This is a genomic window from Streptomyces sp. NPDC000075 (assembly GCF_040301925.1).
Lineage (GTDB): Bacteria > Actinomycetota > Actinomycetes > Streptomycetales > Streptomycetaceae > Streptomyces > Streptomyces polychromogenes.
In genome coordinates this window covers 79,745-104,979 of record NZ_JBEPFL010000027.1, presented here as the reverse complement: position 1 = coordinate 104,979, position 25,235 = coordinate 79,745, and the positions used below count along the sequence as shown (strand labels likewise).

The 25,235-nt window shown below is 73.0% G+C and carries 22 protein-coding genes and 1 tRNA gene; 9 read left to right on the top strand and 14 right to left on the bottom strand.

Annotation, left to right across the window (positions count from 1 at the left end):
* Positions 1-91 precede the first annotated feature (91 nt).
* The gene (locus ABT403_RS27610; protein WP_344151187.1) at positions 92-730 is read right to left on the bottom strand and encodes a vitamin K epoxide reductase family protein; all 639 of its coding nucleotides are present in this window, start codon (positions 728-730) and stop codon (positions 92-94) included.
* A gap of 191 nt (positions 731-921) precedes the next feature.
* Here ABT403_RS27610 and ABT403_RS27605 point away from each other — a divergent pair, with 191 nt between their 5' ends.
* Positions 922-1,725: a DUF6227 family protein gene (locus ABT403_RS27605; RefSeq protein ID WP_344151184.1), complete on the top strand. Its 804-nt coding sequence runs from the start codon at positions 922-924 to the stop codon at positions 1,723-1,725.
* Between the two features lie 65 nt (positions 1,726-1,790).
* Here ABT403_RS27605 and ABT403_RS27600 read toward each other — a convergent pair whose 3' ends face one another.
* Positions 1,791-3,356: an MFS transporter gene (locus tag ABT403_RS27600; RefSeq protein WP_344151181.1), complete on the bottom strand. Its 1,566-nt coding sequence runs from the start codon at positions 3,354-3,356 to the stop codon at positions 1,791-1,793.
* Positions 3,357-3,418: 62 nt separating this feature from the next.
* On the opposite strand from ABT403_RS27600, the gene ABT403_RS27595 reads away from it, so the two are divergent.
* On the top strand, positions 3,419-4,381 hold the full coding sequence (locus ABT403_RS27595) for a helix-turn-helix transcriptional regulator (RefSeq protein WP_344151178.1): 963 nt from the start codon (positions 3,419-3,421) through the stop codon (positions 4,379-4,381).
* A gap of 64 nt (positions 4,382-4,445) precedes the next feature.
* On the opposite strand, the gene ABT403_RS27590 is transcribed toward ABT403_RS27595, so the two are convergent.
* The 4 genes from ABT403_RS27590 to ABT403_RS27575 all read right to left on the bottom strand — a co-directional run bounded on the left by ABT403_RS27590 (position 4,446) and on the right by ABT403_RS27575 (position 9,045).
* On the bottom strand, positions 4,446-5,423 hold the full coding sequence (locus ABT403_RS27590; protein WP_344151175.1) for a sigma-70 family RNA polymerase sigma factor: 978 nt from the start codon (positions 5,421-5,423) through the stop codon (positions 4,446-4,448).
* 387 nt (positions 5,424-5,810) lie between these two features.
* On the bottom strand, positions 5,811-6,605 hold the full coding sequence (locus ABT403_RS27585; protein WP_344151172.1) for a dioxygenase family protein: 795 nt from the start codon (positions 6,603-6,605) through the stop codon (positions 5,811-5,813).
* Positions 6,606-6,749: 144 nt separating this feature from the next.
* Positions 6,750-8,300 carry an MFS transporter gene (locus ABT403_RS27580; protein ID WP_344151169.1) on the bottom strand — a complete coding sequence of 517 codons (1,551 nt, stop codon included), beginning with the start codon at positions 8,298-8,300 and terminating at the stop codon, positions 6,750-6,752.
* A gap of 94 nt (positions 8,301-8,394) precedes the next feature.
* Positions 8,395-9,045, bottom strand: a complete 651-nt coding sequence (locus ABT403_RS27575; protein WP_344151166.1) for a TetR/AcrR family transcriptional regulator — start codon at positions 9,043-9,045, stop codon at positions 8,395-8,397.
* Positions 9,046-9,332: 287 nt separating this feature from the next.
* Here ABT403_RS27575 and ABT403_RS27570 point away from each other — a divergent pair, with 287 nt between their 5' ends.
* Both ABT403_RS27570 and ABT403_RS27565 read left to right on the top strand, forming a co-directional pair.
* Entirely contained in the window at positions 9,333-10,613 is a 1,281-nt protein-coding gene (locus ABT403_RS27570) for a M6 family metalloprotease domain-containing protein (protein ID WP_344151163.1), read from the top strand.
* 29 nt (positions 10,614-10,642) lie between these two features.
* Positions 10,643-11,122, top strand: coding sequence for a RidA family protein (locus ABT403_RS27565; protein ID WP_344151160.1), 480 nt, complete (start codon positions 10,643-10,645; stop codon positions 11,120-11,122).
* A gap of 27 nt (positions 11,123-11,149) precedes the next feature.
* On the opposite strand, the gene ABT403_RS27560 is transcribed toward ABT403_RS27565, so the two are convergent.
* Both ABT403_RS27560 and ABT403_RS27555 read right to left on the bottom strand, forming a co-directional pair.
* A complete protein-coding gene (locus ABT403_RS27560; RefSeq protein WP_344151157.1) occupies positions 11,150-12,340 on the bottom strand; it encodes a cytochrome P450 family protein in 1,191 nt (396 codons plus the stop codon).
* Between the two features lie 38 nt (positions 12,341-12,378).
* Positions 12,379-13,239, bottom strand: coding sequence for an alpha/beta fold hydrolase (locus tag ABT403_RS27555; protein WP_344151154.1), 861 nt, complete (start codon positions 13,237-13,239; stop codon positions 12,379-12,381).
* Between the two features lie 244 nt (positions 13,240-13,483).
* Here ABT403_RS27555 and ABT403_RS27550 point away from each other — a divergent pair.
* Positions 13,484-13,556, top strand: a tRNA-Arg gene (locus ABT403_RS27550).
* Positions 13,557-13,611: 55 nt separating this feature from the next.
* Here the strand turns inward: ABT403_RS27550 and ABT403_RS27545 are convergent.
* The 4 genes from ABT403_RS27545 to ABT403_RS27530 form a co-directional block, all read right to left on the bottom strand.
* Positions 13,612-14,235, bottom strand: a complete 624-nt coding sequence (locus ABT403_RS27545) for a sortase domain-containing protein (protein WP_344151151.1) — start codon at positions 14,233-14,235, stop codon at positions 13,612-13,614.
* A gap of 115 nt (positions 14,236-14,350) precedes the next feature.
* Positions 14,351-14,572, bottom strand: coding sequence for a hypothetical protein (locus tag ABT403_RS27540; protein WP_344151148.1), 222 nt, complete (start codon positions 14,570-14,572; stop codon positions 14,351-14,353).
* Positions 14,573-14,681: 109 nt separating this feature from the next.
* A complete protein-coding gene (locus tag ABT403_RS27535) occupies positions 14,682-16,517 on the bottom strand; it encodes a DUF8823 domain-containing protein (protein ID WP_425580100.1) in 1,836 nt (611 codons plus the stop codon).
* 116 nt (positions 16,518-16,633) lie between these two features.
* Positions 16,634-19,774: a hypothetical protein gene (locus tag ABT403_RS27530; RefSeq protein WP_344151145.1), complete on the bottom strand. Its 3,141-nt coding sequence runs from the start codon at positions 19,772-19,774 to the stop codon at positions 16,634-16,636.
* A 186-nt stretch (positions 19,775-19,960) separates the two neighbouring features.
* On the opposite strand from ABT403_RS27530, the gene ABT403_RS27525 reads away from it, so the two are divergent.
* The 3 genes from ABT403_RS27525 (at position 19,961) to ABT403_RS27515 (ending at position 22,300) form a co-directional block, all read left to right on the top strand.
* Positions 19,961-20,701 (top strand): GOLPH3/VPS74 family protein, encoded by a 741-nt coding sequence (locus ABT403_RS27525; protein ID WP_344151142.1) that lies wholly within the window; start codon positions 19,961-19,963, stop codon positions 20,699-20,701.
* Between the two features lie 312 nt (positions 20,702-21,013).
* Positions 21,014-21,898, top strand: a complete 885-nt coding sequence (locus tag ABT403_RS27520; protein ID WP_344151139.1) for a helix-turn-helix domain-containing protein — start codon at positions 21,014-21,016, stop codon at positions 21,896-21,898.
* A 198-nt stretch (positions 21,899-22,096) separates the two neighbouring features.
* Entirely contained in the window at positions 22,097-22,300 is a 204-nt protein-coding gene (locus ABT403_RS27515; RefSeq protein WP_344151136.1) for a DUF397 domain-containing protein, read from the top strand.
* A 132-nt stretch (positions 22,301-22,432) separates the two neighbouring features.
* Here ABT403_RS27515 and ABT403_RS27510 read toward each other — a convergent pair whose 3' ends face one another.
* A complete protein-coding gene (locus ABT403_RS27510; RefSeq protein WP_344151133.1) occupies positions 22,433-23,290 on the bottom strand; it encodes a hypothetical protein in 858 nt (285 codons plus the stop codon).
* A gap of 127 nt (positions 23,291-23,417) precedes the next feature.
* Here ABT403_RS27510 and ABT403_RS27505 point away from each other — a divergent pair, with 127 nt between their 5' ends.
* Entirely contained in the window at positions 23,418-24,617 is a 1,200-nt protein-coding gene (locus tag ABT403_RS27505; protein ID WP_344151130.1) for an aminotransferase-like domain-containing protein, read from the top strand.
* Between the two features lie 13 nt (positions 24,618-24,630).
* Here the strand turns inward: ABT403_RS27505 and ABT403_RS27500 are convergent, their stop codons facing one another.
* The gene (locus ABT403_RS27500) at positions 24,631-25,224 is read right to left on the bottom strand and encodes a Uma2 family endonuclease (RefSeq protein WP_344151127.1); all 594 of its coding nucleotides are present in this window, start codon (positions 25,222-25,224) and stop codon (positions 24,631-24,633) included.
* Positions 25,225-25,235: the final 11 nt, after the last annotated feature.

Here is a 25,235-nt window from a genome sequence, read left to right as displayed (position 1 = left end):
GTCTAGGGCCGCGTCAGCCCGTGGAGCGAAGTGACGAGGGCCCCGGCGGCGTCCAGCCGCCGGGGCCCTCGTACGCGTACGGCCCCCGCCCCTACCCCGTCCAGAAGTCCCACCACCGGGTCAGGACCAGCATCCCGATCACCCCGAGGTGCAGGGCGGGCGGGGCCCAGGCGAAGTCGGTGAAGAACTCCCGCAGCGGACCGGGCACGGGCAGCCGGCCGGTACGGACGTTGTGGGCCGTGACCGCCCAGAACATCAGCAGCGTCGCCACCCAGGCCAGGCAGCACCACAGGCACAGGGCGTTGATCACGTAGAGCGACTGGGCCATCAGCCAGGCGCAGAAGCCGGTGCCGAAGGCCGTGCCGGCGTTCAGTCCCAGCCAGAACCAGCGGTGGTGGCGGGCCCCGGCGAGAACCCCCGCGCCCACGCAGACGACGACCCCGTAGGCCGCCAGCCCGAGCATCGGGTTGGGGAAGCCGAAGACGGCCGCCTGGGCGCTCTTCATGACGCTGCCGCAGGACACGACCGGGTTGAGGCTGCACGCGGGTTTGAAGTCCGGGTCCTCCAGCAGGAGGAACTTGTCGAGGGTGATCACCCAGGAGGCCAGCAGTCCGGCGGCCCCGGTGGCCACCAGCAGCCAGGCGAGGGACCTGGGGGCGTCGGGTCCGTCCCCGGAGCGGGTACTGGAGCGCCGCCGCTGGCGCGGGACGTCCACTGTGTTCGTTGCCATGCCGCCCATACTCCCGCGCACCACCGCGAACCCTGACGAACCCTGGCTATTCCCGGGCAAGTTGACCTGAAGGTGTGGCGGGAACCCCTGATGCTTCCCGGACGTTTTACCGAATCCCGGACGTGATGCCAGAGCCAGGGGCTACGTTGTGCTTCCGCGAAGTGACAAGCTGCGACGGCCTGGAGCCCACCTTGAGCGATCCGTACGAGACAACCGAGGCGCACCTCGAGCGACTCCTGGGCCGCGCCCTCAACTCCTTCGACCTTCCCGACGCGTTGGTCGAGCGCCTCGCCACCGCGCTCGCCCACAGCTCCTCCCTCTACACCACGCACCACAGCCCGTCGGCGGGGCTGTGGCGGGAGACCCACCGGCACACCTACCTGCTCTCCGACGGCGAGACGGTCTCGCTGTGGGAGCTGGCGTACCGGCTGAAGGGCGACCGAGGCCCCCGGTACGAGGTGTTCGCCGGGCGCGACGAGCTCATGCTGGCCGGCTCCCGGCTGTTCGGCGAGGCCGTCGCGGAGCCGGCCCCGTACCCGGGGCCCGGGCCGGGCGCCGGGGAGGCGGACGGGGACCTGGGCTGGGGGGTGGACGGGACGGAGGAGGAGCTGGCGCTGCTGAGCGCCCTGTTCGCCGCCCCGGAGCTCGGGGAGCGCCACCGCGAGTACGCGCGGGAGGACTCCGCCGACCACGCCCGCCGGGTGCTGCGGCGCGCGGAGAACACCGACCGCCCCGGGGAGCGGGTGGCCGCGCTGCTGCGTTCGGCGTACGCCCACCAGATCACCCAGGCCTTCGGCGGCCGGCAGTCCCTGGCCGACGGGCGGGACGCCGGGTTCAGCCTGTACGAGCACGCCTTCGTCCTGCTGGACGGGACCGAGCTCAGCCTGTGGGAGGTCGAGCACACGGCCACGCCGGACGGGCGGCACATGTGCGAGGTCTACGAGGACGAGGCCACCGCGCGCGGGGCGATGGAACTGCGCACGCGCGTCCGGTAGTACCGAGAAAAACGGACATGCCCGCCCATCGGGGCGGACATGTCCGTGAGGGTGCGTCCGAAGGATCAGGCCTGCTCGACGGCGCCCTCGCGTTCCGACAGCGGGACCTGCTTGCGGGGCAGGACGAACATCACCGCGAAGATCGCGACGAGCACCGCCACGACCCACCACAGCGCGCCCCGGAAGGCCTCGACGTAGGGCGCGCCGAGGACCCGGTCGTCCTCGATCGACCCGAAGAAGACGACGGAGGTCAGGGCGAGGCCGAGGGCGTTGCCCATCTGGCCGGTGGTGTTGATCAGGCCGGAGGCCGAACCGGCGTGCTCGCGCGGCACCTGGGACAGGATGGTGTCGTTGAGCGGGGCGACGATCAGGCCCATGCCGACGCCCATGACGATCAGCGGGGCGGCCATCTGCCAGGAGGCGATCTCCATCCCGTAGCGCTGGGACTCCCAGATGTAGAGGAGCAGGCCCGCCGCCATGACCAGCGCGCCGGCCTGGAGCACCTTGCGGCCGAAGCGCGGGACGAGCTTCTCGACGGAGAGGCCGGCGGCGACGGAGACGGCGATGGAGAAGGGGATGCCGGTGCTGCCGGCGTGCAGCGGGGTCCAGCCGAGGCCCATCTGCATGTAGAGCGTCCAGACCAGGAAGAAGATGCCGGTGGCCAGGCCGAAGGCCAGCTGGACCGTGATGCCGCCGGCGAAGCTCTTGACCTGGAAGAGGGAGAGCTCGACCAGCGGGGAGCCGTCCTTCTTGATCTTGTACTTCTCGTAGACGATGAACGCGGCGAAGACGACCGGCGACGCGATCATGCAGAGGAAGCCCCACAGCGGCCAGTCGTTCTCCCGGCCCTGGGTGAGCGGGTAGATCAGCAGGACCAGCGCGAGGGTGGCGAGGACGACGCCGACCAGGTCGAGGCGCAGGGCCTTGGGGGCCTTGGACTCGGAGATGAACTTGCGGCCCAGGATCACGGCGGCGATGCCGACGGGCAGGTTGATCAGGAAGATCGTGCGCCATTCGAGGCCGAAGAGGTCCCATTCCGTGAGCAGCGCGCCGAGCAGCGGCCCGGAGACCGCGCCGAGGCCGACGATGGCGCCGAACATGCCGAAGACCTTGCCGCGCTCGTGGGGCGGGAAGGTGACGTGGATGATCGCGAGGACCTGCGGGACCATCATGGCCGCCATGGCGCCCTGGAGGAGGCGGGAGGCGACGAGCATCGACGGGTCGGGCGCGATGCCGCAGAGCAGCGAGGCGGCCGTGAAGCCGGCGACGCCGACGAGGAAGAGGCGCTTGCGGCCGAAGATGTCACCGAGACGGCCGCCGGTGATCAGGCCGGCGGCGAAGGCCAGCGCGTACCCGGCGGTGATCCACTGGATGGCGCTGGTGGAGGCGCCGAAGTCCTGGCGCATGCTGGGTATCGCGATGTTGACGATCGTGACGTCGACCAGGTCCATGAAGGACGCGGTCATCACGATGGCCAGTGCCAGCCAGCGGCGTCGGTCGGCCGGGGAGCCGGCGGCCTCGGCGGCCCCCGCGGAGGCCTCCGGTGCGACTGCCGCGGCCGGGGTCCCTTCTTCTTCTCGTATGGGCCCGTTCTCTCTTTCGGGCGATGCTGTGGGCGTCTCGGTGCTCATGGGGAGAAACGTAGACGGCATCTAGGCCACAGTGTGTCCTATTTCCCTGGCAATCTTGAAGGATGAACGACACCCCCGCCCGGCTGCTCACCTTGCTGTCCCTGCTCCAGACCCCGCGCGAGTGGCCGGGCAGCGAGCTGGCGGAGCGGCTCGGGGTGAGCGCGCGCACGATCCGGCGGGACATCGAGCGGCTGCGGGAGCTGGGGTACCCGGTGGAGGCCACGCTGGGCGCGGTCGGCGGGTACCGGCTGGTCGCGGGCGCGGCGATGCCGCCGCTGCTGCTCGACGACGAGGAGGCGGTGGCCATCGCGGTGGGGCTGCGGGCGGGGGCCGGGCATGCGATCGAGGGGGTCGAGGAGGCCTCCGTGCGGGCTCTGGCGAAGCTGGAGCAGGTGCTGCCGGCCCGGCTGCGCCGCCGGGTGGGGGCGCTGCAGTCCGCGACGGTGGCGGTGACCCGGGGCGACGGGCCGAGCGTGGACCCGCGGACGCTGACGGTGATGGCCTCGGCGGTGGCGGGGCCGGAGCGGCTGCGGTTCGCGTACCGGGCGCGGGACGGGGTGGACTCGCGGCGGCTGGTGGAGCCGTACCGGCTCGTCAGCACGGGCAGCCGCTGGTACCTGGTGGCCTTCGACCTGGAGCGGGGGGACTGGCGCACGTTCCGGGTGGACCGGGTGAGCGAGCCCTTCGCGACGGGGGCGCGGTTCGCGCCGCGGCCGCTGCCGATGGAGGCGGCGGAGTTCGTCCGGCGCGGGCTGCGGGGCGGGGAGACCTATGCGGCGGACGTGTCCTTCGCGGCGTCGCCGCAGGAGCTGCCGGGGTGGCTGCGGGAGTGGGCGGTGGCGGAGGGGGCGGGGTCGCGGGTGCGGTTCGACAGCGGGGACGCGCCGGAGTGGCTGGCCGCCCGGATGGCGTTGACCGGGCTGGAGTTCACGGTGCGGGGTCCGGCGTTCCTCGCCCGCGCGGCGGCCACGCTCGCGCAACGCCTGGCCGGCGCGGCGTCCGCGCCGGAAGGCGGGGCGGCGTAGGGGGGAGCCCCGGCACCGGGGGGGGTGGGTGCCGGGGCTCGTCTCGGGGGCTTCGGCCGGGCCGTCAGGCCACGGCGTCGAAGCCGGTGTCGCGGGCCATCCGCTTCAGCTCCAGCAGCGCGTGCTTCTCGATCTGGCGGATCCGCTCGCGGGTCAGCCCGTGCTGCTTGCCGACCTCCGTCAGGGTCCGCTCGCGGCCGTCCTCGATGCCGTAGCGCATCTTGATGATCGACGCCGTGCGCTGGTCGAGCTTGCCGAGGAGGTCCTCCAGCTCCTCGCTGCGCAGCAGTGCGAGCACGGACTGCTCGGGGGAGATCGCGGCGGTGTCCTCCAGCAGGTCGCCGAACTGGGTGTCGCCCTCGTCGTCCACGGACATGTTCAGGCTGACCGGGTCGCGCGCCCAGTCCAGGACGTCGCCCACGCGCTTCTCCGTGGTGTCCAGCTCGGCGGCGATCTCCGCGTGCTCCGGGTCGCGGCCGTTCTCACGGTTGAACTCGCGCTGGATCCGGCGGATGCGGCCGAGCTCCTCCACCAGGTGGACGGGGAGGCGGATGGTGCGGGACTGGTCGGCGATGGAGCGGGTGATGGCCTGGCGGATCCACCAGGTCGCGTACGTGGAGAACTTGAAGCCCTTGGTGTAGTCGAACTTCTCCACGGCGCGGACCAGGCCCGCGTTGCCCTCCTGGATCAGGTCGAGGAGCGGCAGCCCGCTGCGCGGGTAGCGGCGGGCGACGGCCACGACGAGGCGGAGGTTGGACCGGATGAAGACCTCCTTGGCCCGCTCCCCCTCGGCGGCCAGGGCCTCCAGTTCCTCGCGCGCCGGGGTCTCCCCGTCCCGCTCGACCTCTCCGTCGAGGATCTGCCGGGCGTAGACGCCCGCCTCGATGATCTGTGAGAGCTCCACTTCCCGGGCGGCGTCGAGCAGCGGGGTGCGCGCGATCTCGTCCAGGTACATGCCGACCAGGTCGCGGTCGACGATCTCGCCGCCCGCGGCGCGGGCGCTGCTCGTGGACTGACGACGGGCGACGGCGCGGGTTGCCATGCGGTGCTCCCTTGCGATGCGATGAACGGTCGCGGTGCGTCCACGGACACTCTCCCGAGTGCCCGCTTCCGAGGGAAACAACGACTGGAATCGGGACAGAATTCCCACAGGCCTCCCTCTTTTCGGGGATCTTGCAGTATCCTGCCCCGCCGCCGCCCCGGCAGGGCGGTTCCGGCGGGCCGCGAGAACCCGAAGAGGTGCAGGTCAGACCGGCTACGGAGACGCCCGGGCGATCCACGCGGCCGGGCCGCCGGTGAGACCGCCGTCACACGCGGCGCGTCCGCCCCAGCGGTGTCCGCGGGCTGCATCCTCACCCCTCAAGACGGCCGGCGCCGGGTTCTGGTTGCCTGCCCGTCGCCCGTCCACCGGGGCCTCGCGGGACAGCGCCTAGCCGAACTGCACCGACCGCTTCGACAGCCCCATCCAGAACCCGTCCACCGGCGTGCTCTGCGCGCCCAGGTCGGAACCGGCGGCGCCGAGGGTGACGAAGAGCGGGGCGAAGTGCTCCGTGCGGGGGTGGGCCAGGCGGCCCGCCGGGGACTTGGCCTCGAAGTCGAGCAGGGCGTCGACGTCGTGGGCGGCCAGGGCCTCGCGGCCCCAGGCGTCGAACTCCGCCGACCAGCCGGGCACCCCGGGGCCGGTGTGCCGCAGGGCGGCCAGGTTGTGGGTGAAGAAGCCGCTGCCGACGATCAGGACGCCCTCGTCGCGCAGCGGGGCGAGCCTGCGGCCGAGGTCCATCAGGCGGGCGGGGTCCAGGGTGGGCAGGGAGATCTGGAGGACCGGTATGTCGGCGTCCGGGTACATCTCGACGAGGGGGACGTACGCCCCGTGGTCCAGGCCGCGGTCGGGGATGTCCTGGACCGGGGTGCCGGGGGCCTTGAGCAGGGCGCGGACCGAGGCGGCGAGCTCCGGGGCGCCGGGGGCGTCGTAGCGGACCCGGTAGTAGTGCTCGGGGAAGCCCCAGAAGTCGTAGACGAGCGGGGCGGGCCCGGTGGCCCCGAGGGCCAGGGGGGCCTCCTCCCAGTGGGCGGAGACCATCAGGATCGCGCGCGGCCGGGGCAGCCCCGCCGACCAGGCGGCGAGCTCGGACGGCCACAGCGGGTCGTCGGCGAGCGGCGGCGCGCCGTGGCTGAGGTACAGCGCCGGCATGCGGGCGGGTGCGGGGGCGGGTGGCGTGGTCATCGGGCGCTCCTCGGGCCGTCGGGCCGTCTGCGGCGTACGTCGTCCGCGGGGAGGGCGTACGGGTTCACCCGAAAAGACTAACCCCGCTTCGTTCAAATTTGAACGAAGCGGGGTCTTCAGTCATTCCCTACGCCGGTGCCCCCGTCAGTGGGCGATCACCGGCACCTGGATCGCGGCGTCCTCGGACTGCGCTCCGGAGCCGGAGGCCACCGGGCCGCCCTGGCCCGGACGGCCCGTGTTGATCAGGGTGAACGCGATGGCCGCGCTGGCCGCGAGGATGCCCACCGCCCACCAGATCGCCGAGGAGTAGCCCTCCACCATGGCCTGGGCCTGGACCAGCCTGCCCGCGACGCCGCCCGCCGCGGCCTCGGCCGCGTGGTCGGTCAGGTACGCGGTGGTCGCCGAGGCGGCGATGGTGTTCAGCAGGGCGGTGCCGATCGCGCCGCCGACCTGCTGCGAGGTGTTGACCATGGCCGAGGCGACGCCGGCGTCGGCCGGGTTCACCCCGTACGTGGCCAGCGACATGGCCGGCATGAAGGCGGTGCCCATGCCGAGGCCCAGCAGCAGCTGCGCGGGCAGGATCAGCGCCGGGTAGGAGGAGCCGACCTCCAGCTGGGTCAGCAGCAGCATGCCCACGCCGGCGAGCAGGAAGCCCGGGCCCATCAGCAGCCGCGGCGCGACCCGGGTCATGAGGCGGGCGCCGATCTGGGTGGAGCCCGTGATCATGCCCGCGATCATCGGCAGGAAGGCGAAGCCGGTCTTGACGGGCGAGAAGCCCTTCACGACCTGGAGGTAGTACGTGAGGAAGAGGAACAGGCCGAACATCGCGATGACGGCGAGGCCGAGCGAGAGGTAGACACCGCCCCGGTTGCGCTCCAGCAGGACGCGCAGCGGCAGCAGCGGGGACTTCACCCTGGACTCGACGCCGACGAAGGCGGCGAGCAGCACGGCGGAGCCGACGAACAGCGCCAGGGTGACGCCGTCCGTCCAGCCGGCCGACTCGGCGCGGGTGAAGCCGTACACCAGCGAGACCAGGCCCAGGGTCGAGAGGACGACGCCGGGGATGTCGAGGCGGGCGCTGTTGCGCGAGCCGGCCGGCTCGCGGATGACCATCCAGGCACCCGCGGCCGCGACGACGGCGAAGGGGATGTTGACGAAGAACGTCCAGCGCCAGTTGAGGTACTCGGTGAGGAAGCCGCCGAGGATCAGGCCGACGGCGCCGCCGCCGCCCGCGATCGCGCCGTAGATGCCGAAGGCCTTGGCGCGCTCCTTGGCGTCGGTGAAGGTGACCGCCAGCAGCGAGAGCGCGGCCGGGGCGAGCAGTGCGCCGAAGGCGCCCTGGAGGGCGCGGGCGCCCAGCATCATCGCCTCGCCGTTCGCGGCGCCGCCGAGCGCGGAGGCCAGGGCGAAGCCGGCGAGGCCGGTGATGAAGGCGTTCTTGCGGCCCCACTTGTCGGCGATGCGGCCGCCGAAGAGGAGGAGTCCGCCGAAGGCCAGCGCGTAGGCGGTGATGACCCACTGGCGGTTGCCGTCGGAGATGCCGAGGTCGGTCTGGGCGGAGGGCAGGGCGATGTTCACGATGGTCGCGTCGAGGACGACCATCAGCTGCGCCAGCGCGATGAAGACGAGGGCCTTCCAGCGGCTGGGGTCGGCGGCAGCGGCAGCCGGCGGGGCGGTCGCGGCTGTTTTGGACATGGGGGTACCCACTTCACTGTACGGAATGACTGAAAAGAGATGAATTAAAAGGAAAAGTGGCGGTTTTCGAGGCTACTGAAGGAGGGGCGCCGCGTCACATGGTTTTCCGGCTGAGGTCCTGCAACGTGACGGCGGTACCGGGGAGTTGGGAGCGGGCCGGGGCCCGGAGCCCGTCGAGGAAGAGCTGAAGGTGACGGTGGACGAAGCCGCCCACCGCCGCGCACTCCGTCCCCGGGAGGGGGCGGGCGAGCTGGGACAGGGCGAGCATCAGGTCACCGGTGCCGATGTCGGCGCGCAGCAGGCCCGCGCCCTGTCCGGCGGTGACCAGCGCGTCCACGGCCGCCCCCAACGCGTCGCGCGCGGCGAGGAGTTCGGGGTGGTCGTGGTCGAAGCCGTCCTGGAGCATCGGGCACAGGGCGCCGATCCGCTCGTCGGCGGCGGCGTGCGTGAAGCGGCAGAGCGCCGCGAAGGCGTCCGGCTCCTCGGCGAGGGCGTCCTCGGCCTGGGCGGTGACCCGGTCCATCACGTAGAGCACCACGTGGTGGACGAGGTCGGCCCGGTCGGGGAAGTGCCGGTAGAGGGTGGCGTTGCCGATGCCGGCCCGGCGGGCGATCTCGTCGAGGGGGGCGTCGGCGCCGAACTCCACGAAGATCTCGCGGGCCGCCCCCAGGATCCGCTCCCGGTTGCGCACCGCGTCGGCGCGCGGCTTGGGCACCCGGGTGGCGGTGGCGGTGGCGCTCTGCATTCCGGGCCTCCCTGGGCTGGAACTCGTACGGACGGACGCGCGGGCCGGCGGGCCGGCGGCGGGTCCGGAAGCGGGGAGTTGTTCCCCGCTTGTGCGGACCTTCTTGCAAACGGGGAACCGGTCCCCGGTTATTTCACTCTCCCGTGTGACCCGCATCACACCCGGATCCTGCGGTTTCATCCCGTTTGGCCGCTTTCGACGCGCGGGCGTGTCGCAGCCGACGGAGGGTGAGCGCACAGAGAGCAGCCAGGACCCGGCCGGCTGCCGCGCACCCGAAGGCGATCTCCATGCCGCAGACCCGCCACCGGATACGCAGACCCTGCCGCACCGGCGCGTTCATCGGCCTCACCGCGCTGGCCCTGGGCGTCACCGCCACCGCCAGCGGCGGGATCCACGGCCGCGGCCACGCCACCTCCGGACCCAAGGCCTCCACCGCCGAATCCGTCCTGGCCCCCTGCCGGATCTCCGCGACCATGGGCGTCCAGCTCTCGGAGGGGCTGCCCACCGCGCCGGGGTACTCCCGCTCGACGGGCGAGGTCCGCGCCCTCAACCTGATGATCGACTTCCCCGACGCCAAGGGCGAGGGCTCGGCGATGGACCGGCTGGCGGAGTTCTTCCCCCAGACCTCCGAATGGTTCCGCACCAGCTCCTACGGCAAGCTCACCTACCGGGCCGAGGCCCCGATACGGAACTGGCTGCGGATGCCGATGCCCTTCGCCGCGTACGGGATCGAGCGCGGCTCCGCCTACGAGCCGGGCTACCGGCAGCTCGTCGAGCACATCGCGCGGGCCGCCGACGGCGAGGTGGACTTCAGCCGCTACGACCTGATCAACATCCTGGTCACCCCCAACGCCGGACCGTCCGCCCTGGACACCGTCCTGTCGGTCACCTTCTCCGGCAACGGGGAGGCCCCCATGGCCGACGGGGTGCCGCTCGCGAACACGTCCTTCGTCTACAGCCGGCAGGACGACGGCTCGGGCTCCTACCGGGAGACCGGCTACCGGGTGCTGCCGCACGAGAACGGGCACGTCTTCGGGCTGCCCGACCTCTACACCTCCGACGGGGGCGGCACGGTCGGGCACTGGGACATCATGAGCGAGGACTGGGGCGCCAACAACGACCTCCTCGGCTGGCACAAGTGGAAGCTGGGCTGGCTCGACGGGTCCCAGATCAGCTGCGCCTCCAAGCCGGGCGTCAGCGAGCACCTGCTGACCCCGCTGGCCGCGGAGGGCGGCGGCGTGAAGCTGGCCTTCGTCCCCCTCTCGGAGAGCGCCGGCTACGCGATCGAGGTCCGCACGCGCGCCGGCAACGACGAGGCCGTCTGCAAGCCCGGGGTGCTGATCTACAAGGTGGACTCGGACGTGGACACCGGGCGCGGGCCGGTGACGGTCTCGGACAGCGCGGGCGGCAGCGGCGGATGCACGCGCCGGCCCAACGTGCACGCCGAACTGTCGGACGCGCCGTTCCGCCCGGGCGAGAGCTTCACCGACGAGAAGGCGGGCATCGGCATCTCGGTGGTGGACGCCCTCCCGGGCGGCGGCTTCCGGGTCCGTGTGACCCGCCCCTGAACCCCGACCCCTGACAAGGAGCCGACCCCATGAACGCCACACCCGAAGAGCGCCTGGCGGCCGCCGGGCTGAAGCTGCCGCCGGTCGCGCCGCCCGTCGCCGTGTACGTCCCGGCGGTGGTGAGCGGCCACTACGTCCACACCTCGGGCCAGCTGCCCATGGTGGACGGCGCGCTGCCGCGCACCGGCAAGGTGGGCGGCGAGGTCACCCCGGAGCAGGGCGCCGAGCTGGCCCGGCAGTGCGCGCTGAACGCGCTCGCCGCCGTGGCCTCGGTGGCCGGGGACCTGTCCGCCGTGAAACGGGTGGTCAAGGTGGTCGGGTTCGTGGCCTCCGCCCCGGACTTCACCGGCCAGCCGGGCGTGGTCAACGGCGCGAGCGAACTCCTGGGCACCGCCTTCGGCGAGGCCGGCATCCACGCGCGCAGCGCGGTCGGGGTGGCGGTGCTGCCCCTGGACGCACCGGTGGAGGTGGAACTCACGGTCGAGCTGCACACCCCGATGGGGGTGTGACGCGTCCGGGCGGGACCGGCCGGCGGCTCAAGCGGTGACGGGCAGCGCGCGCAGCGCGCGGAACCGGAAGGTGGTGCTCCACCGCAGCTCGTCCGCGGGGACCGCGAGCCGCAGCCCGGGAAGCCGCCGCAGCAGGGTCCCGAGGGCGAGGGTGACCTGCGTACGGGCCAGCGGCGCCCCGAGGCAGTAGTGGACCCCGTGTCCCAGGGCCAGGTGGGACTTGTCCGCGCGGCGGATGTCGAAGCGGTCCGGCTCGGGGTAGCGGGCCGGGTCGCGGTGGGCGGAGGCGAGCGAGAACATCACGGTGTCGCCGGCGGGGATCCGTACGCCCCCGATCTCGACCGGCTCGGTCGGGAAGCGGCGGATGGCCGTCTGGTTGGGGACCGCGTACCGGAAGAGCTCCTCGACGGCCTCCGGCAGCAGCTCGGGAGACTCCCGGAGCGCGGCCAGCTCCTCCTCGTGCGTCAGGAGGGTGAACAGGCCGCCGCCGATCAGGTGCTGGACCGTCTCGCTGCCGGCCATCAGGATCAGGAAGGCGAGGGAGACCAGCTCGTCCTCGCTGAGCCGGTCGCCGGCGTCACGGGCGGCGATCAGCCCCGACAGGACGTCCTCACCGGGCGCCGCGCGCCGCGCCGCGACGAGCTCCACCAGGTACCCGTGGACGGCGCGCACCGCGCCGGCGAGCTCCTCGTGGCTGCCGGGCAGGAGCATGGTGGCGATCCATCCGGCGAACCGCTCGTACTCGTCCTCCGGCACGGCCAGCAGGTCCCCGATGACCTTGAGCGGCAGCGGCGCGGCGAACCCGGCGACCACGTCGGCGGCCCCGTCGGCCTCCACCCGGGCGACGAACCGGTCCGTGAGGGCGTCGACCGCCGACTGGATCGCCGTGCGCATCCCCTCGACGTGACGGGGCGTGAACCCCTGGGCGACCAGGCGCCGCAGCCGCAGGTGGTCCTCGGGCCCGACGTTCAGGAGGTTCGCGTCGAGCGCCGGGGGCAGCGAGAACCCCTTGAAGCCGCCGCGGGAGTGCCGCTTGTCGACGGAGAACCTGGCATCGGCCAGCCCCGCGCGCACATCGGCCTCGTGCGTCACGAGCCACACCGGCGCCCCGTCGGGCAGCGCGACCCGGTGCACGGACCCCTCGGCACGCAGCCGCGCGTACACGGCGTACGGGTCCTCCCGGAAGCTCTCCCCGAACACTTCGACGGCCTCGGTCACGGTTCCCCCTCGCGTACGGCCCACTGCCCCTGAGCCGATTATGCGGGAGCGCCCCCACCGGCGTGATCTTGGGCGTCGGGTCCGAGGAGCGCGTGCCCGCGCTCCAGGATCCGCGTGAAGGCCGCCGGGTCGGTGAGCGACATGATGTGCGGGCCGCGGACGTGGAACAGGCGGGCGTGCCCGCCGCCGGAACGCACCGCGGCGGCGAACTCCCGCTCCCCGGTGCGGAAGAGGCGGTCGCCGAGGCCGTTGACGAAGAGCACGGGCAGCCGGCAGCGGCGCGCGACGGCGAGGAAGTCGTACCGGGCGAGTTCGCCGACGACCTGGCCGAAGGCGGGCATCGCCAGGCCGCCCCGCATGACGGCCGCGTGGCTCTCCGCCGGGAGCCGACGCCTGAACGCCCGGTCGTTGAGGCGCCCGGCCCGGTCCGGGCCGAGCGCCCCGAACACCCGGGCGGCGCCGCGGTACAGCAGGCCGGTGGCCCCGTCGGTGCGGGCCGTGGCCCCCTGGACGAGGAGGCCGCTGACGGCGTCCGGGTGCGCGGCCCCGTAGGCGAGGGCGACGTACCCGCCGAGCGAGGCCCCCACCACCAGGGGGCGGCGGCCGGTGGCCCGCGCGGCCTCCTCCACGGCCAGCCCGACCCGCGTGACGGCCTCCGCGAGGCGGAAGGGGCCGCCGGCCCGCAGGGTCCCGTGGCCGGGCAGGTCGGGGGCGGTGATCCGGAACCGGGAGGCCAGCCGGCGGGCGTGGGGGTCCCACATCAGCGCGGAGAGCCGGGTCCCGTGGACGAGGACCAGCGGGTCCCCGTCGGCGGCCCCGGCGGTCCAGATGCCCGGCAGGCCGGGAGCGGGAGCCAGCCCCGCGTCCGTCGGCGGGGTCTCAGGTCGGCAGGCGGTCATGCTCTCCCCCAAAGGCATCCACAACGCGTCCACAACGAAACGCAACGTCACGTCGCACAGTAGAGCCAGAAGGGGCGGAAACGACGAGCACCGGCGGACCCTCCTCGGCCTCCTGAGACCGGCGCCGCCCGCCCCGCGCCCGTCACCCGCCCCGGCGGGAAACCGACCCGCGCAGCCGGTACCTGATCCGCTACGCTGTGCCTGGGCCGCCTTCACGGCGACCCCGGGCCCCGCACGGGGCCCCGCCTTCGTAGCTCAGGGGATAGAGCACCGCTCTCCTAAAGCGGGTGTCGCAGGTTCGAATCCTGCCGGGGGCACAGTGGCGGGAGGCCCTCAGCCGGGATCGGCTGGGGGCCTCCGTCGTGTGCGGGGTCAGGCGACCAGGTCCGCGTAGAGGATCACGTTGTGCGTGCGGTGGCCGTTCTCGATCTCGCCGCCGCAGGTCAGCAGGCGCAGTTCCGGGCGGTCCGTGGGCCCGTAGACCTTCCGGGTGGGGAAGCGGTCCTTGTGGACGTCCTCGATCTCGCGGATCTTGAACTTCGCCGTCCGGCCGTCCTCGCGGGGGACCTCGACCAGGTCGCCGAGGCCGACCTTCGCGACGTCCTTCATCAGGGCCGGCCCGTGCTTCGTGTCGTAGTGGGCCACCAGGACGGCGGCGCCCTTCTCGCCCGGCGCGGCGCCCCCGGTCCACCAGCCCGGGGTGTTCGCCTCCGTGTCGGGGTCGGGGACCTCCAGCTCGCCGGTGGCGGGGTCCGTCGTGAGGTCCAGGACGCGGGTCGCCGCCACCCCCGCCGACGCGATGCGCACGCCCGTGGGTCTGGAGCGCTCCAGCGGCGGGGCGGCCGTCGGGGGCGGGGCGGCGGACGTGCCGGTGATCCCGGGGGCCGGGGGGAGCTTCGTCGCGGACGCCGTGCCGCAGGCCGTGAGCGCGGCGGTGGCGGTGGCCGCGAGGACCAGGGACGTGGCGGTGAGGGGGATGAGGGGGGTGCGGGGCATGGGAGCGACGTTACGAGGGAGGTATGAGGGGTTTACATCGGGAACGTAACGGTCGCCCGGAAAGTGGCGGGCGGAGGTGTAAAGAGCCCTCCCGGGGGTGGGAGGGCCGCCCGCGTCAGCTGAGGCCGCGGCTGCGTTCGCCGATGCGGTCGCCCTGCGGGGTACCGGCCCGCTTGAGGTCCGCCTTGGTGTGCGCGCCGCCCTTCACCTTGCTGTGGAGGGGGCCGTCGAACCCGTGGCCGGGCCCGTGGCCCTGCGCGCGCCGCGCCTGCAGTCCCAGCCGCTCCACCGCCTTCGCGACCGCGGCCTGCACGTCCTGCTTCTGCTCTTTGCTCATCCCGTCGTCAACTCCTTCGGGAAGCGTCCGATCGAACTACTGGGATCGTATGCAGATATCCGGACCTATGCACCTGGATCGGACGTAAAGGATCCGCGGGCGGCCACCGTCAGGACCGCGGCGGCGTTCCCGTGCCGGCGCGGATCAGCTCCTCCGGGCAGGGCGTGCCGCGCGGGAGCTGGTACTTCGCCGCGATCCGGTACTCACCCGGCGCCGGGACCAGGAGCTCCGTCCACACGTCCCCCTCGCCGTCGAGGGCCGCCTTGAACAGGCACCCGGCGGTGTTCGCGTACTCCTTCGGCGCCTTGGACCCCGCCGCGCCCCGCGCCTTCGACGCCGGGGTCTCCTGCGGCGGCTGCACGGCCTTCCCCGCGCCGTCCACCAGCCCCAGCCACGGCGAGTGCGGGATCCGCACCAGCACCCGGCCGGGCGCCGAGACGTCGAGGACCAGCTGGTCCGCGCCCGCCCGGACCACCGTCGCCGGCCCGGTCACCAGGCTCGTGGGGGCCTCCACCTGGAAGAGCCGCCAGTTCTCGTCGCCCCAGATCTGCCGCAGGTACGGGAGCCCCTCGCGCAGCAGCGCGGCCTCGGCCTCGCCGCCCGAGTCGGGCTTGTCGGCGGGCAGCACGACGTAGTGCACGGCCCAGCGCTCCAGCCAGCCCCGGTAGTTCTCGGCGGTGAGGGTGTCGTCGTAGAAGAGCGGGTTGCGCTCCAGGTCGGCCTGGCGGTTCCAGCCGCGTGCGAGGTTGACGTACGTGGGGAAGGCCGAGGACTCGCGGTGGCTGCTGGCCGGGACCACCTCGACCCGGCCCCGGTCGGCGCCGGCCTTCTGGAGCTGGTCGATCAGCGGGGCCAGCTCACGGTTCCAGGCGGCCACCGGCGTCGTGCGGACGATGTCGGTGATGCTGTTCATCGTGATCCAGAAGTTGAGCCCGACGAACGCCAGCAGCACGGCGTACCGGCGCCGGGTGCGCGGGGCCGTGTGCGGGACGGCCGCGAGGAGCACCGCCCCGCCGAAGAGCATGACCATGCGGGTGGCGTTCGAGCCGATCTGGGAGTCGATCACCCAGGTCAGGAACACCCCGAGGGCGTACACCGCGCCGGAGATCCGGACCGTCTTCCACCGCTTGGGCACCAGGAAGGCGATGGCCAGCCCGAAGACGAACGGCAGCCAGGCCGAACCGATCTTCATCGGCTGGGTCCCGGAGAACGGGAACAGCCAGGCCGACAGCCCGACCACCGCCACCGGGGCCAGCCCCAGGGCGTACGCGCCCGGGCGCCGCCCGCTCAGGAACAGCGCGGCCGCGATCACCCCGAGGAACAGCCCCGCGACCGGACTCGCGGCGGTCGCCAGCCCGGCCAGCGGCGCGGCGACGGCGGCCTTGGCCCAGCGCCGCCGGGCCCACTTGCGGGGCCAGCAGAAGACGGCGGCGACGGCCCCCAGCGCGAAGAGGGTGCCGAGCCCGAAGGTGACGCGGCCCGAGAGGGCGTTGCAGAACAGCCCGTAGACCCCGGCCAGAGCGGGCCACAGGGGACGCCGGACGGCGCCCCGGCAGCGGGTCAGGATCAGGGCGAGGAGGGCCGCCGAGCAGGTCCCGGCGATCATCATCGTGGTCCGGACACCGAGCACGTGCATGACGTACGGGGACACGACGCTGTACGAGACCGGGTGCATCCCCCCGTACCAGGCGAGGTTGTACGCCGTGTCCGGGTGCCGGCCGACGAACTCCGCCCACGCGTCCTGCGCGGCCAGGTCCCCGCCGCTGTTGGCGAAGCAGAAGAACCAGACGACGTGCAGGACGGCCGCCACGGCGGCGGCCACCGGCACGGGGTGGCGCTGGGCCCAGCCCAGGGCGCCGCCCCCGCCCGCCGGGTCCCCGGCGGGCGGATGCTGTCTCTGTGCGGGTACCCGTCGTCCGGGCTTGTGCTGTTCAGCTGTGGTCACGACCGATGCTCTCTTCCCGGCACGACACCTGCGTCCCGTCCCGTCCCGGTTCCCTGGACGCGCGACGGCGCCCCGGGGTTGTGCCCGGGGCGCCGTCGCGCGCCCGCCGACCCGTATCAGCTGATGCGGGTCAGCTTGCTTCCGATGCCCGGCGCGGCCAGCTCCGACTGGAGCGCCACGGGCACCTTCACCTGACTGGCCCCGTCGCCGACGGTCAGCACGCCGACCGCGGTACCGGCCTTCGCCGTCTCGGGGATCTTGGTCCCGCCGTCGCCGAGCTTGATGTCCACGGTCAGCGAGGACCAGCCGACCGCCTGCACGTCGGCGGTGGCGACGACCTTGGTGCGGCCGCCGACGCCGTCGTCCACGTACCCGACGACGTCGCCCTTCTTGACGACGGGCGCGCCCTCCAGGGACTTCTGGGTGGCGACGAGCAGGTTCTTGCTCGCGGCGATGACCGTGTCGATGATCGGCGGCTTGTGCTGGCCGAGGACGGCTCCGACGATCAGCTGGTTGGTGTCGCCGACCTTCTTGTAGGCGGCGAAGAGGAGGTTTCCGCCGGCCTTGGTCGTCGTACCGGTCTTGATGCCGAGGGACTCGTTGTACGGGACCAGGCGGTTCCAGTTCGCCCAGGGCTTGCCGGTCTGGTCGGTCCAGGAGGGCTTGCGGGTGATGTCCACCAGCGCGTCGATCTCGACGATCTTCAGACCGAGCTTGACCTGGTCCTCGGCGGTGCTGACGGTGGTCGCGTCCAGGCCCGAGGGGTCGGTGTAGGTCGTGTTCGTCATGCCGAGCTGCTTGGCGGTGTCGTTCATCTTCTTGACGAACGCCTCCTGCGAGCCGGAGTCCCAGCGGGCCAGCAGCCGCGCGATGTTGTTGGCCGAGGGGATCATGAGGGCGGCGATCGCGTCGTACTCGGAGATCTTCTCGCCCTCCCTGACCGTGTTGAGGGTGGACTCGTTGTCCGACTTGTCCTTCTGGCCCTCGGTCTCGGCGGTCTTGTCGATGTCGATCATCGCGCCCTTCTCACCCTTCTTGAAGGGGTGGTCGCGCATGATGATGTACGCCGTCATCGACTTGGTGACGCTGGCGATCGGCACGGGCTTCTGCTCGCCGGACGAGCCGATCGTGCCGAGGCCGGCGGCGGCCATCGAGGCCTGGCCCTCGGAGGGCCAGGGCAGGTCGGGCGCCCCGCCGGGGAAGGTGTACTGGGACTTCGCGGTCAGCACGAGCTTGGGCGCGGGCAGCGGGCGGACCAGCTGCACGACGGCCAGGACGACGGCCAGCAGCAGCACGATCGGCGCGTAGATCTTGAACCGCCGTACGACCGTCCGCATCGGGCTGGGCGGCGGGGGCGGGTTGTTGGTGAGGTCCGCCAGCATGTCGAGCGGCGGCCTGGGGGGCAGCGGCTGCTGCGTGGTCCGCTCGCTGGGGTCCAGCCGCCGCACGGTGGGGGCGGTGGCCGGGTCGGGCTTGGGGGCGGGCTTCGGCGGGGCCGGCGCGTCGTCGGCGCGCAGGGGTACGAACGTGCTGACGCGGGCCTCGGGGGCGGGCTTCGGCGCGCCGGGCTTCGGCGCGCCGGGCTTGCCGTCGGCGTCCGCGGGCTTCCCGGGGGCGGCCGGGGCGGAACCGGCACCGGAGCCGGAGCCGGAGCCCGGCTTGACGGCACGGAAGACTGCGGTCCGCTCGGAGTCCTCGGACGGCTTCCCGTCGCCCTCCGCCGCGTCCGCACCGGGCTTGACCTTGCGGAAGACGGCGGTGCGCTCGTCGGACGGGGCGGAACCCTGCCCGGAGTCGGCCGGAGCCTTCTTCCCGGCGTCGGAGGCCGAGGCGGAGCCGGAGCCGGAGGCAGAGCCGGACCCGGAGGCCGAGGCCGAGCCGGAGGCGGACGGGGCGGACGCGCGCGGGTCGCGGGCGGCGGGAGCGGGGGCGTCGGCCGGGGCGGAGCCGGGCTTCACCGCGCGGAAGACGGCGGTGCGCTCGGACTCGTCCGAGGGCGTGGCGGAGCCCCGCTCGGACTCGGCAGGAACCTTCTTCCCGGAGTCCGCGGGGGCGGAGCCGGGCTTGACGGTGCGGAAGACGGCCGTGCGCTCGGACGGTTCGGCGCCGCGCGGGTCCCGCGCGGCGGGCTTCTCCGGCTCGGCGGCCGGGTCCGAGGTCGCGAGGCCGGACGCGGTGGCCCGCGCACGCCCGGAACCGGAACCCGGCTCGGGGTCCGCCGGGCGGTCCTCGTCGGCGCCCTTCACGGAGTCCGCCGGAGCGGAACCCGGCTTGACGGTGCGGAAGACGGCCGTGCGCTCGGATGCGGCCGGGGACTTCGCCGAGCCGCGTTCGGCGTCCGTCTCACCGGCGTCCGGGCCGGAGGCCGGCTCCGTGTCCTGCGGGGCGGGGTCCGAGGTCACGACGCCGAACGCGGTGGTCCGCGTCCCTCCGGCGGACTTCCCGGAACCGGACTCCGGCTTGGCTTCGGGGGACCGGTCCGCGTCGGCGTCCCGGTCGGTGGAGCCGGGCCTGACGGTGCGGAAGACGGCGGTGCGCTCGGATGCGGCCGAGGCCGCCCCGGACGGCTTCCCGCCGCCGGAGGTCTCGTCGGCCTTCTCGGAGCGCTCGGAAACGGAACCCTGACGGACCACCCCGGACTGCGCCGCTGACGTCGCCGGGTCCACTCGTCCGGGGGACCGCTCGGCGCCGTCCGCGCCCTCGTCCGATCCCGGCCGGCCGCCCGCCGCGGCGTCCTCGTCCCGCGCACCACGACCCGCGACGGCGCCCGCGCCCCGGCCCGGGCCGGCGTCGGAACCCGCGCCGGAATCCGCGTCGGAATCCGCGTCAGAGGCCGCACCGGAAGCCTTGTCCGACCGTCGGCCGGAGCCCGTCTCGGAGCCCGCGCCGGACCCTCGGCCGGAGCCCGCGCCCGTCTCGGAGTCCGCGTCCGAACCCCGGACCGAGCCCGCGTCCGAACCCCGGACCGAGCCCGTGCCGTAGCCCGTCTCGGAGTCCGCGGCCGGCACCCGGCCCGAACCCGTGCCGGAACGGCGGTCGGAGTCCGTGGCCGGGCGTGCCTCGGAGTCCGTGGCCGGGCCGTCGCCGGAACCAGCGCCGGACGGCGTGTCCGCAACCGGCCGGGCCGGCACGGCGTCCTTCAGCGGGACGCGCGGCTGGAACACCGAGATCCTCGGGTCCTGTTCCCCGGCCCCTGAGGACTTCGCCGCCCCCGACGCTCCTTCACTTACCGACTTGTCGGGGGACTCGCCCGCCACCGTTCCTCCTCGATCGCCGTCCGGTCTACTGTCCGAACCGTCTAACAGTGTCCCGTCTCGGGGTCCTCGCCCACGTGCTAGACGAGAACGACATAGCTACTGGTTCCCCCACAAAGCGTCCAGGCGCTCTCGACAGATGAATGTGAGAGGCGTCACCCTGTCACTCATCCACGCGGGGAGGCATGGATGGGCAGGAGCCGCAGAACAATTCCAGAGGAGCTTCTGCTGCTCGCCCTGGACCCGGCCACGGGTACCACGGCGCAGCCGCAGTCGCTCGACCTCGGCCTGGCCGGGGCACAGCTAGTGGAGCTGGCTCTGGCAGGACGGATAGCCCCTGACGGGGATCGTATCGCCGTGGTGATGCCACGGCCGACAGGAGATCCGACTTTGGACTCCGCACTGGAACTGCTGCGCAGGCGCGGCAGCCCGGTTCGGGCCGTCCACTGGATCGGCGGACCCCGGCTGGGGCTCCGCCAGATTTACCTCGCTCATCTGGAGCGCTGCGGCATGGTCCATGCCGTCGCGGGACAGATGTGCGGGGTGCTGCCGACGACTCGCTACCAGGCGACCGACACGGCGATCAGCCGGGAGATCCGTGCCCGGCTGGACAGTGCGATCCGCACCGGCGTACCGCCGGACCCGCGGACCGCGGCGCTCGCCGCGCTGGCCCACGCGGTCGGACTCGGCAAGCACCTGTACCCCGGCAACGAGGGGCGCTCGTCCAGGTCCCGGCTGCGGGACCTGATCCGGCACGACCCGATGGGCGGTCTCGTGGCGCACGCCGTCATGGACGTCCAGAACGGCGTGGCGGCGCAGCCGCGCCGCGACCGCGCACCGGCACCGCAGCCGGCCGTCCGGGCCACGGCGGGCGGCGTGCCGCTCCAGCCGCGCCGGACGGGTGCGATGGCCCGGGCGGCCGCGCACTGACGCACGACGCGCTGACGCACGACGCACGACGCACGACGCACGACGCATGACGCACCACCGCACCACCCCGACCCGCGACACCCCTTGGTCCACCAGCGGGTCACCGATCCACCCTCCACTGCCGGGAGTCCCCAGAGACCCGGTCCGGGAGCCGCGCGCACGCGGGGTGGTGGAGCCGTACACCGGCTCCGCCACCCCGCGTGTCTGCTTTTCCGCGCCGTTCCCCAGCGCCGTCGCACCCTTCGGTGGCAGTCTGCTGAACATCAGACACGCACAGAGACAGCTACTGAAGAAGGCGGAGGTGCCGATCCCGTGGCGTCCAATGTCAATCCCACCGTCCGACGCCGCCGACTGGGCATGGAGTTGCGCAAGCTGCGCGAGGACAAGGGCATGACGGCCGAGCAGGTCGCCGAGCGCCTCCTCGTCTCCCAGTCGAAGATCAGCCGGCTGGAGAACGGCCGCCGTTCCATCAGCCAGCGCGACGTCCGCGACCTGTGCGAGGTGTACGAGGTGGAGGACCCCCGGCTGGTGGACTCGCTCATGCAGATGGCCAAGGACTCCCGCCAGCAGGGCTGGTGGCACGCCTTCGGCGACATCCCGTACAGCGTCTACATCGGCCTGGAGACCGACGCGGCCAGCCTGCGCACGTACGAGCCCCAGATGGTCCCCGGGCTGCTCCAGACCCCCGAGTACGCCCAGGCGCTGATCCGCGGCGCGCTGCCGGAGACGGCGCCCGCCGACGTGGAGAAGCGCGTCCAGGTCCGGATGCAGCGCCAGAAACGGCTGTCCGAGACGGACAACAACAACGCGGAGGTCGGGCCGCTGCGGCTGTGGGCGGTGATCGACGAGGCGGTGCTGCGCCGGCACGTGGGCGATCCCCAGTTGATGATCCGGCAGTTGCAGTACCTGATAGAGCAGTCACAGCAGCCGTACGTCACCGTGCAGGTGATGCCGTTCTCGATGGGCGCGCATCCCGGTGTGAACGGTCAGTACGCGATTCTGGAATTCCCGGACGCCTCCGACTCGACGGTGGTCTACATCGAGGGCGTCACGAGCGATCTGTACCTGGAGAAGGCGAACGACGTCCAGAAATACAGCGTGATGTACGAGCATCTGCGCGCCCAGGCCCTCAATGTGGAACAGACCCGGCAGTTCATCTCCGAGGTCATCGACCACTACGCGGCGCTGGCGAAGTAGGGAGGTGGCAGGGGGTCCGGCACGGTACACCGTCGGTCCCCGGCCACAAAAGGCCTGAATGGAATATGCCACCCGGTCGAGTGAATGCCCCCTTCCCCCATCGGAAGGTGCCGGTAGCGTCGATCACGTCGGCCCGGGAAATGGTGCCGGCGCGCAGCCGGGAACTCCCGGAACCACTCTCTGAACCGGAGAAGAACCATGGGCATTCGTCAGGGCGGCACCGAGAACTGGACCAAGTCCTCCTACTCCGGCGGAAACGGCGCCTGCGTCGAGGTCAAGTCCCCCGTCGCCGAGGCGATCGCGGTCCGCGACTCCAAGATGCAGGACGGCCCGTCGATCACCTTCGCCCCCGGCTCCTGGACCTCCTTCGTGACCGACGTGGTCGAGGGTCACCGCGCCTGAACCCCAGGCGTACGACCCCGACGTGAGCCCTCTCGACCGGCACGCCGTCCTGGCCGAGGGGGCTCGGCCATGTCCGCGTACGGGCGGACGGCCGGCCCCCCGGACGGCCGGCCCCCTCCCCCGCCCGGGTGGTCAGCGCAGCCGGTCCACGTACCGGTCGGTCCCCGGCACCGTCGGGATGAACGGCGCCACCAGCTCCACCCGCCCCAGCCCCGATTCCGCGACCTCCGCGTCCAGGCCCTGGAAGCGGTCCCAGCAGGTGCGCGGGTCGGCCTCCAGGAACCACAGCAGGGTGAGGCGCTCGTCGACCCCCTCGACCTGCTTGACGTAGGTCATCCGGTCGCCCGGCAGCGGCGTCGGCCGGAAGACGGTCACCATCGCCGCGGGCGAGCCGTGCAGCCGGCGCGGCAGGGCCCTGGAGCGCAGCCACTCCAGCAGCTCCGCGCGCCGCTCGGGGCCCTCGGCGTCGACGACCTGGAGGACGAGCCCGGCGTACGGGTGGTCCAGGGCGTGGAAGTCACGGGGGCCGGCGGCCCCGTCGCGGTAGACGGTGGCCTCGTGGTCCTGGAAGGCCGTGAAGACGTGCGTACGGTCCTGGTAGACCCGGCCGTCCCGGTTCAGCCGCTTGTTGATGCCGACGGTCCACTTCATGTGCTCGTCGTAGCGGCCCTCGGTGACCCAGTACGTCGACAGGTAGCAGCCGGCCGTGACCGGCCGGGCCACCGCCGACTTCTCCGGGTAGCGCAGCTCCTGGAGGTCGCGGGTGGCCACCCAGCGGCGGCCCGCGTACATCCAGGGCATGGCCATCGCGCCGGCGTAGTAGTGGTCGTCCTCGTACCAGCGGTTGTACGCGTACTCGTGGCCCGGGTGCGGTTCGACCATGGTGATCAGGGCGTGGCCGGGGCGGACCCCGTACGGGCCGACGGCCGCGAGTGCGGCGTAGTCCCCGGCCCGGGTGTCCTCTGGTTCCCGCTCGTGTCTGCTCGTCATGGCACCGGTGTAGCTGATGCTTCGTCAGTTCGCGAGAGGGCGTGGGCCGTTCACCCCTCGAAATGGTAGGTGCCGTCTGCATCCTTCCTGGTTAGGCTGCGTTCACCCGCCACCCGAAGGAGCCCCCATGCCCGCTGCCGGTCCCGCTCCCCTGCCCGCCTTCGCCGCCCGCGCCGCCGCGGTGGGCGGTTCGCCCGTACGGGAGATCCTGGCGCTCACCGAACGCCCCGGGGTGATCTCCTTCGCCGGCGGGCTGCCCGCCCCCGAGCTCTTCGACACGGCCGGGATCCGCGCCGCCTACGACAGCGCCCTCGCCGGGGCCTCCTCGGCCGCCCGCGCCCTCCAGTACTCCACCACCGAGGGCGCCCCCGAGCTCCGCGAGGCGGTCGCCGCGCGGGCGGGTGCGCGCGGGCTGGCGACCACCGCGGACGACCTCCTGATCACCACCGGCTCCCAGCAGGCCCTGACCCTGGTCACCGCCACCCTCGTGGAGCCCGGCGACACCGTCCTCGTCGAGAACCCCACCTACCTGGCGGCCCTCCAGTGCTTCGGGATGGCCGGGGCCCGCGTCATACCCGTCCCCTGCGACGAGCGGGGTCTGCTGCCCGACGCCCTCGCCGAGATCACCGCCCGCGAGCGCCCCAAGCTCCTCTACACCGTCCCCACCTTCCAGAACCCCACCGGCCGCACCCTGCCCGGGGAGCGCCGCGCGGAGGTGGCGCGGACCGCCGCCCGCCTCGGGCTGTGGCTGGTGGAGGACGACCCGTACGGTGACCTGCGCTACGAGGGCGCCCACGAGGCCTGGCTCGCCGCCCACCCGGGCGCCGAGGACCGCACCGCCCTGATCGGCAGCTTCTCCAAGGTGATGGCCCCCGGGCTGCGCCTGGGCTGGCTGCGCGCCCCGGCCGCCCTGCGCCGGGCGGCGGTGGTCGCCAAGCAGGCGGCCGACCTGCACACCTCGACGGTGGACCAGCTGGCCGCCGCCCACTACCTCGCCGCCCACGACCTCGACGCGCACGTCGGCCGGGTCCGCGAGGCCTACCGGGCGCGCCGCGACGCCCTCCTCGCGGGCCTCGGCGCGGCCCTCCCGGAGGGCTCGGAGTGGAACCGCCCGCAGGGCGGCATGTTCGTCTGGGCCCGGCTCCCCGAGGGGTACGACGCGACGCCCCTGCTGAAGTCGGCGGTCGCCCACGACGTGGCGTACGTCCCCGGCGCCCCCTTCTTCACCGGCACCCCGGACCCGCGCACCCTGCGGCTGTCCTTCACGACGCACACCCCCGAGGAGATCGGCGTGGGCCTGGACCGGCTGGGGGCGGCGCTGAGGTAGGGGCCCGGGGCGGCTACTGGTCCTCGTAGCGGGGCAGGCCGTCCGTGGAGATCGTCCACTGGGCGATCGTGACGTCCTCGCCGTAGAGGAAGTCCCGGCGGGTCGCGTAGCGGGGGCCGTCGGGCGTCTCGTGGATGTCGGACATGACGGCCCCCGTTCCGGTGCGGGGGTCGAAGACGGCGTAGACGGGGACCCCGAGGAGCGGGTAGTCCCGCATCTTGCCGACCCAGTCGTTGTCGGGGTTGGAGCGGGAGACGACCTCGACGGCGGCGAGGAGGGTGCGGGGGTCGAACGAGCCCTGGCCTTCCATGTCCGCTTCGGCGATCAGCATGATGTCGGGCAGCCGCAGGATGCCTTCGGGCCGGTCCTCGACGTCGGGCGCGCCGCTGTGCGCCACCAGCGCCTCCGGCATGACCTTTTCGAATCGCCGGCGCACGCGCGCCACGGTGAGTTCGTGCGGGGCGCTGGGCGCCATCATGTCGTGGACCATTCCTGTCTTGGTGATCTCGAACTTGCCGGGCACGGTGTCTTCGAGGGACTCCAGCGCCTCTCGCATGGCCCTGTACTGCGGGGACTCTGAACGCGCTGCGTCCGGGGCGATGGTCATGGCGGTGGCTC

Coding starts and splice junctions, on each gene's coding strand:
- ABT403_RS27555 (WP_344151154.1), bottom strand. CDS start 13,239: ATGACCGCCTGCCGACCTGAGACCCCGCCGACGGACGCGGGGCTGGCT.
- ABT403_RS27600 (WP_344151181.1), bottom strand. CDS start 3,356: ATGAGCACCGAGACGCCCACAGCATCGCCCGAAAGAGAGAACGGGCCC.
- ABT403_RS27510 (WP_344151133.1), bottom strand. CDS start 23,290: ATGACGAGCAGACACGAGCGGGAACCAGAGGACACCCGGGCCGGGGAC.
- ABT403_RS27575 (WP_344151166.1), bottom strand. CDS start 9,045: ATGCAGAGCGCCACCGCCACCGCCACCCGGGTGCCCAAGCCGCGCGCC.
- ABT403_RS27525 (WP_344151142.1), top strand. CDS start 19,961: ATGGGCAGGAGCCGCAGAACAATTCCAGAGGAGCTTCTGCTGCTCGCC.
- ABT403_RS27565 (WP_344151160.1), top strand. CDS start 10,643: ATGAACGCCACACCCGAAGAGCGCCTGGCGGCCGCCGGGCTGAAGCTG.
- ABT403_RS27590 (WP_344151175.1), bottom strand. CDS start 5,423: ATGGCAACCCGCGCCGTCGCCCGTCGTCAGTCCACGAGCAGCGCCCGC.
- ABT403_RS27570 (WP_344151163.1), top strand. CDS start 9,333: ATGCCGCAGACCCGCCACCGGATACGCAGACCCTGCCGCACCGGCGCG.
- ABT403_RS27505 (WP_344151130.1), top strand. CDS start 23,418: ATGCCCGCTGCCGGTCCCGCTCCCCTGCCCGCCTTCGCCGCCCGCGCC.
- ABT403_RS27515 (WP_344151136.1), top strand. CDS start 22,097: ATGGGCATTCGTCAGGGCGGCACCGAGAACTGGACCAAGTCCTCCTAC.
- ABT403_RS27545 (WP_344151151.1), bottom strand. CDS start 14,235: ATGCCCCGCACCCCCCTCATCCCCCTCACCGCCACGTCCCTGGTCCTC.
- ABT403_RS27540 (WP_344151148.1), bottom strand. CDS start 14,572: ATGAGCAAAGAGCAGAAGCAGGACGTGCAGGCCGCGGTCGCGAAGGCG.
- ABT403_RS27595 (WP_344151178.1), top strand. CDS start 3,419: ATGAACGACACCCCCGCCCGGCTGCTCACCTTGCTGTCCCTGCTCCAG.
- ABT403_RS27610 (WP_344151187.1), bottom strand. CDS start 730: ATGGCAACGAACACAGTGGACGTCCCGCGCCAGCGGCGGCGCTCCAGT.
- ABT403_RS27580 (WP_344151169.1), bottom strand. CDS start 8,300: ATGTCCAAAACAGCCGCGACCGCCCCGCCGGCTGCCGCTGCCGCCGAC.
- ABT403_RS27500 (WP_344151127.1), bottom strand. CDS start 25,224: ATGACCATCGCCCCGGACGCAGCGCGTTCAGAGTCCCCGCAGTACAGG.
- ABT403_RS27585 (WP_344151172.1), bottom strand. CDS start 6,605: ATGACCACGCCACCCGCCCCCGCACCCGCCCGCATGCCGGCGCTGTAC.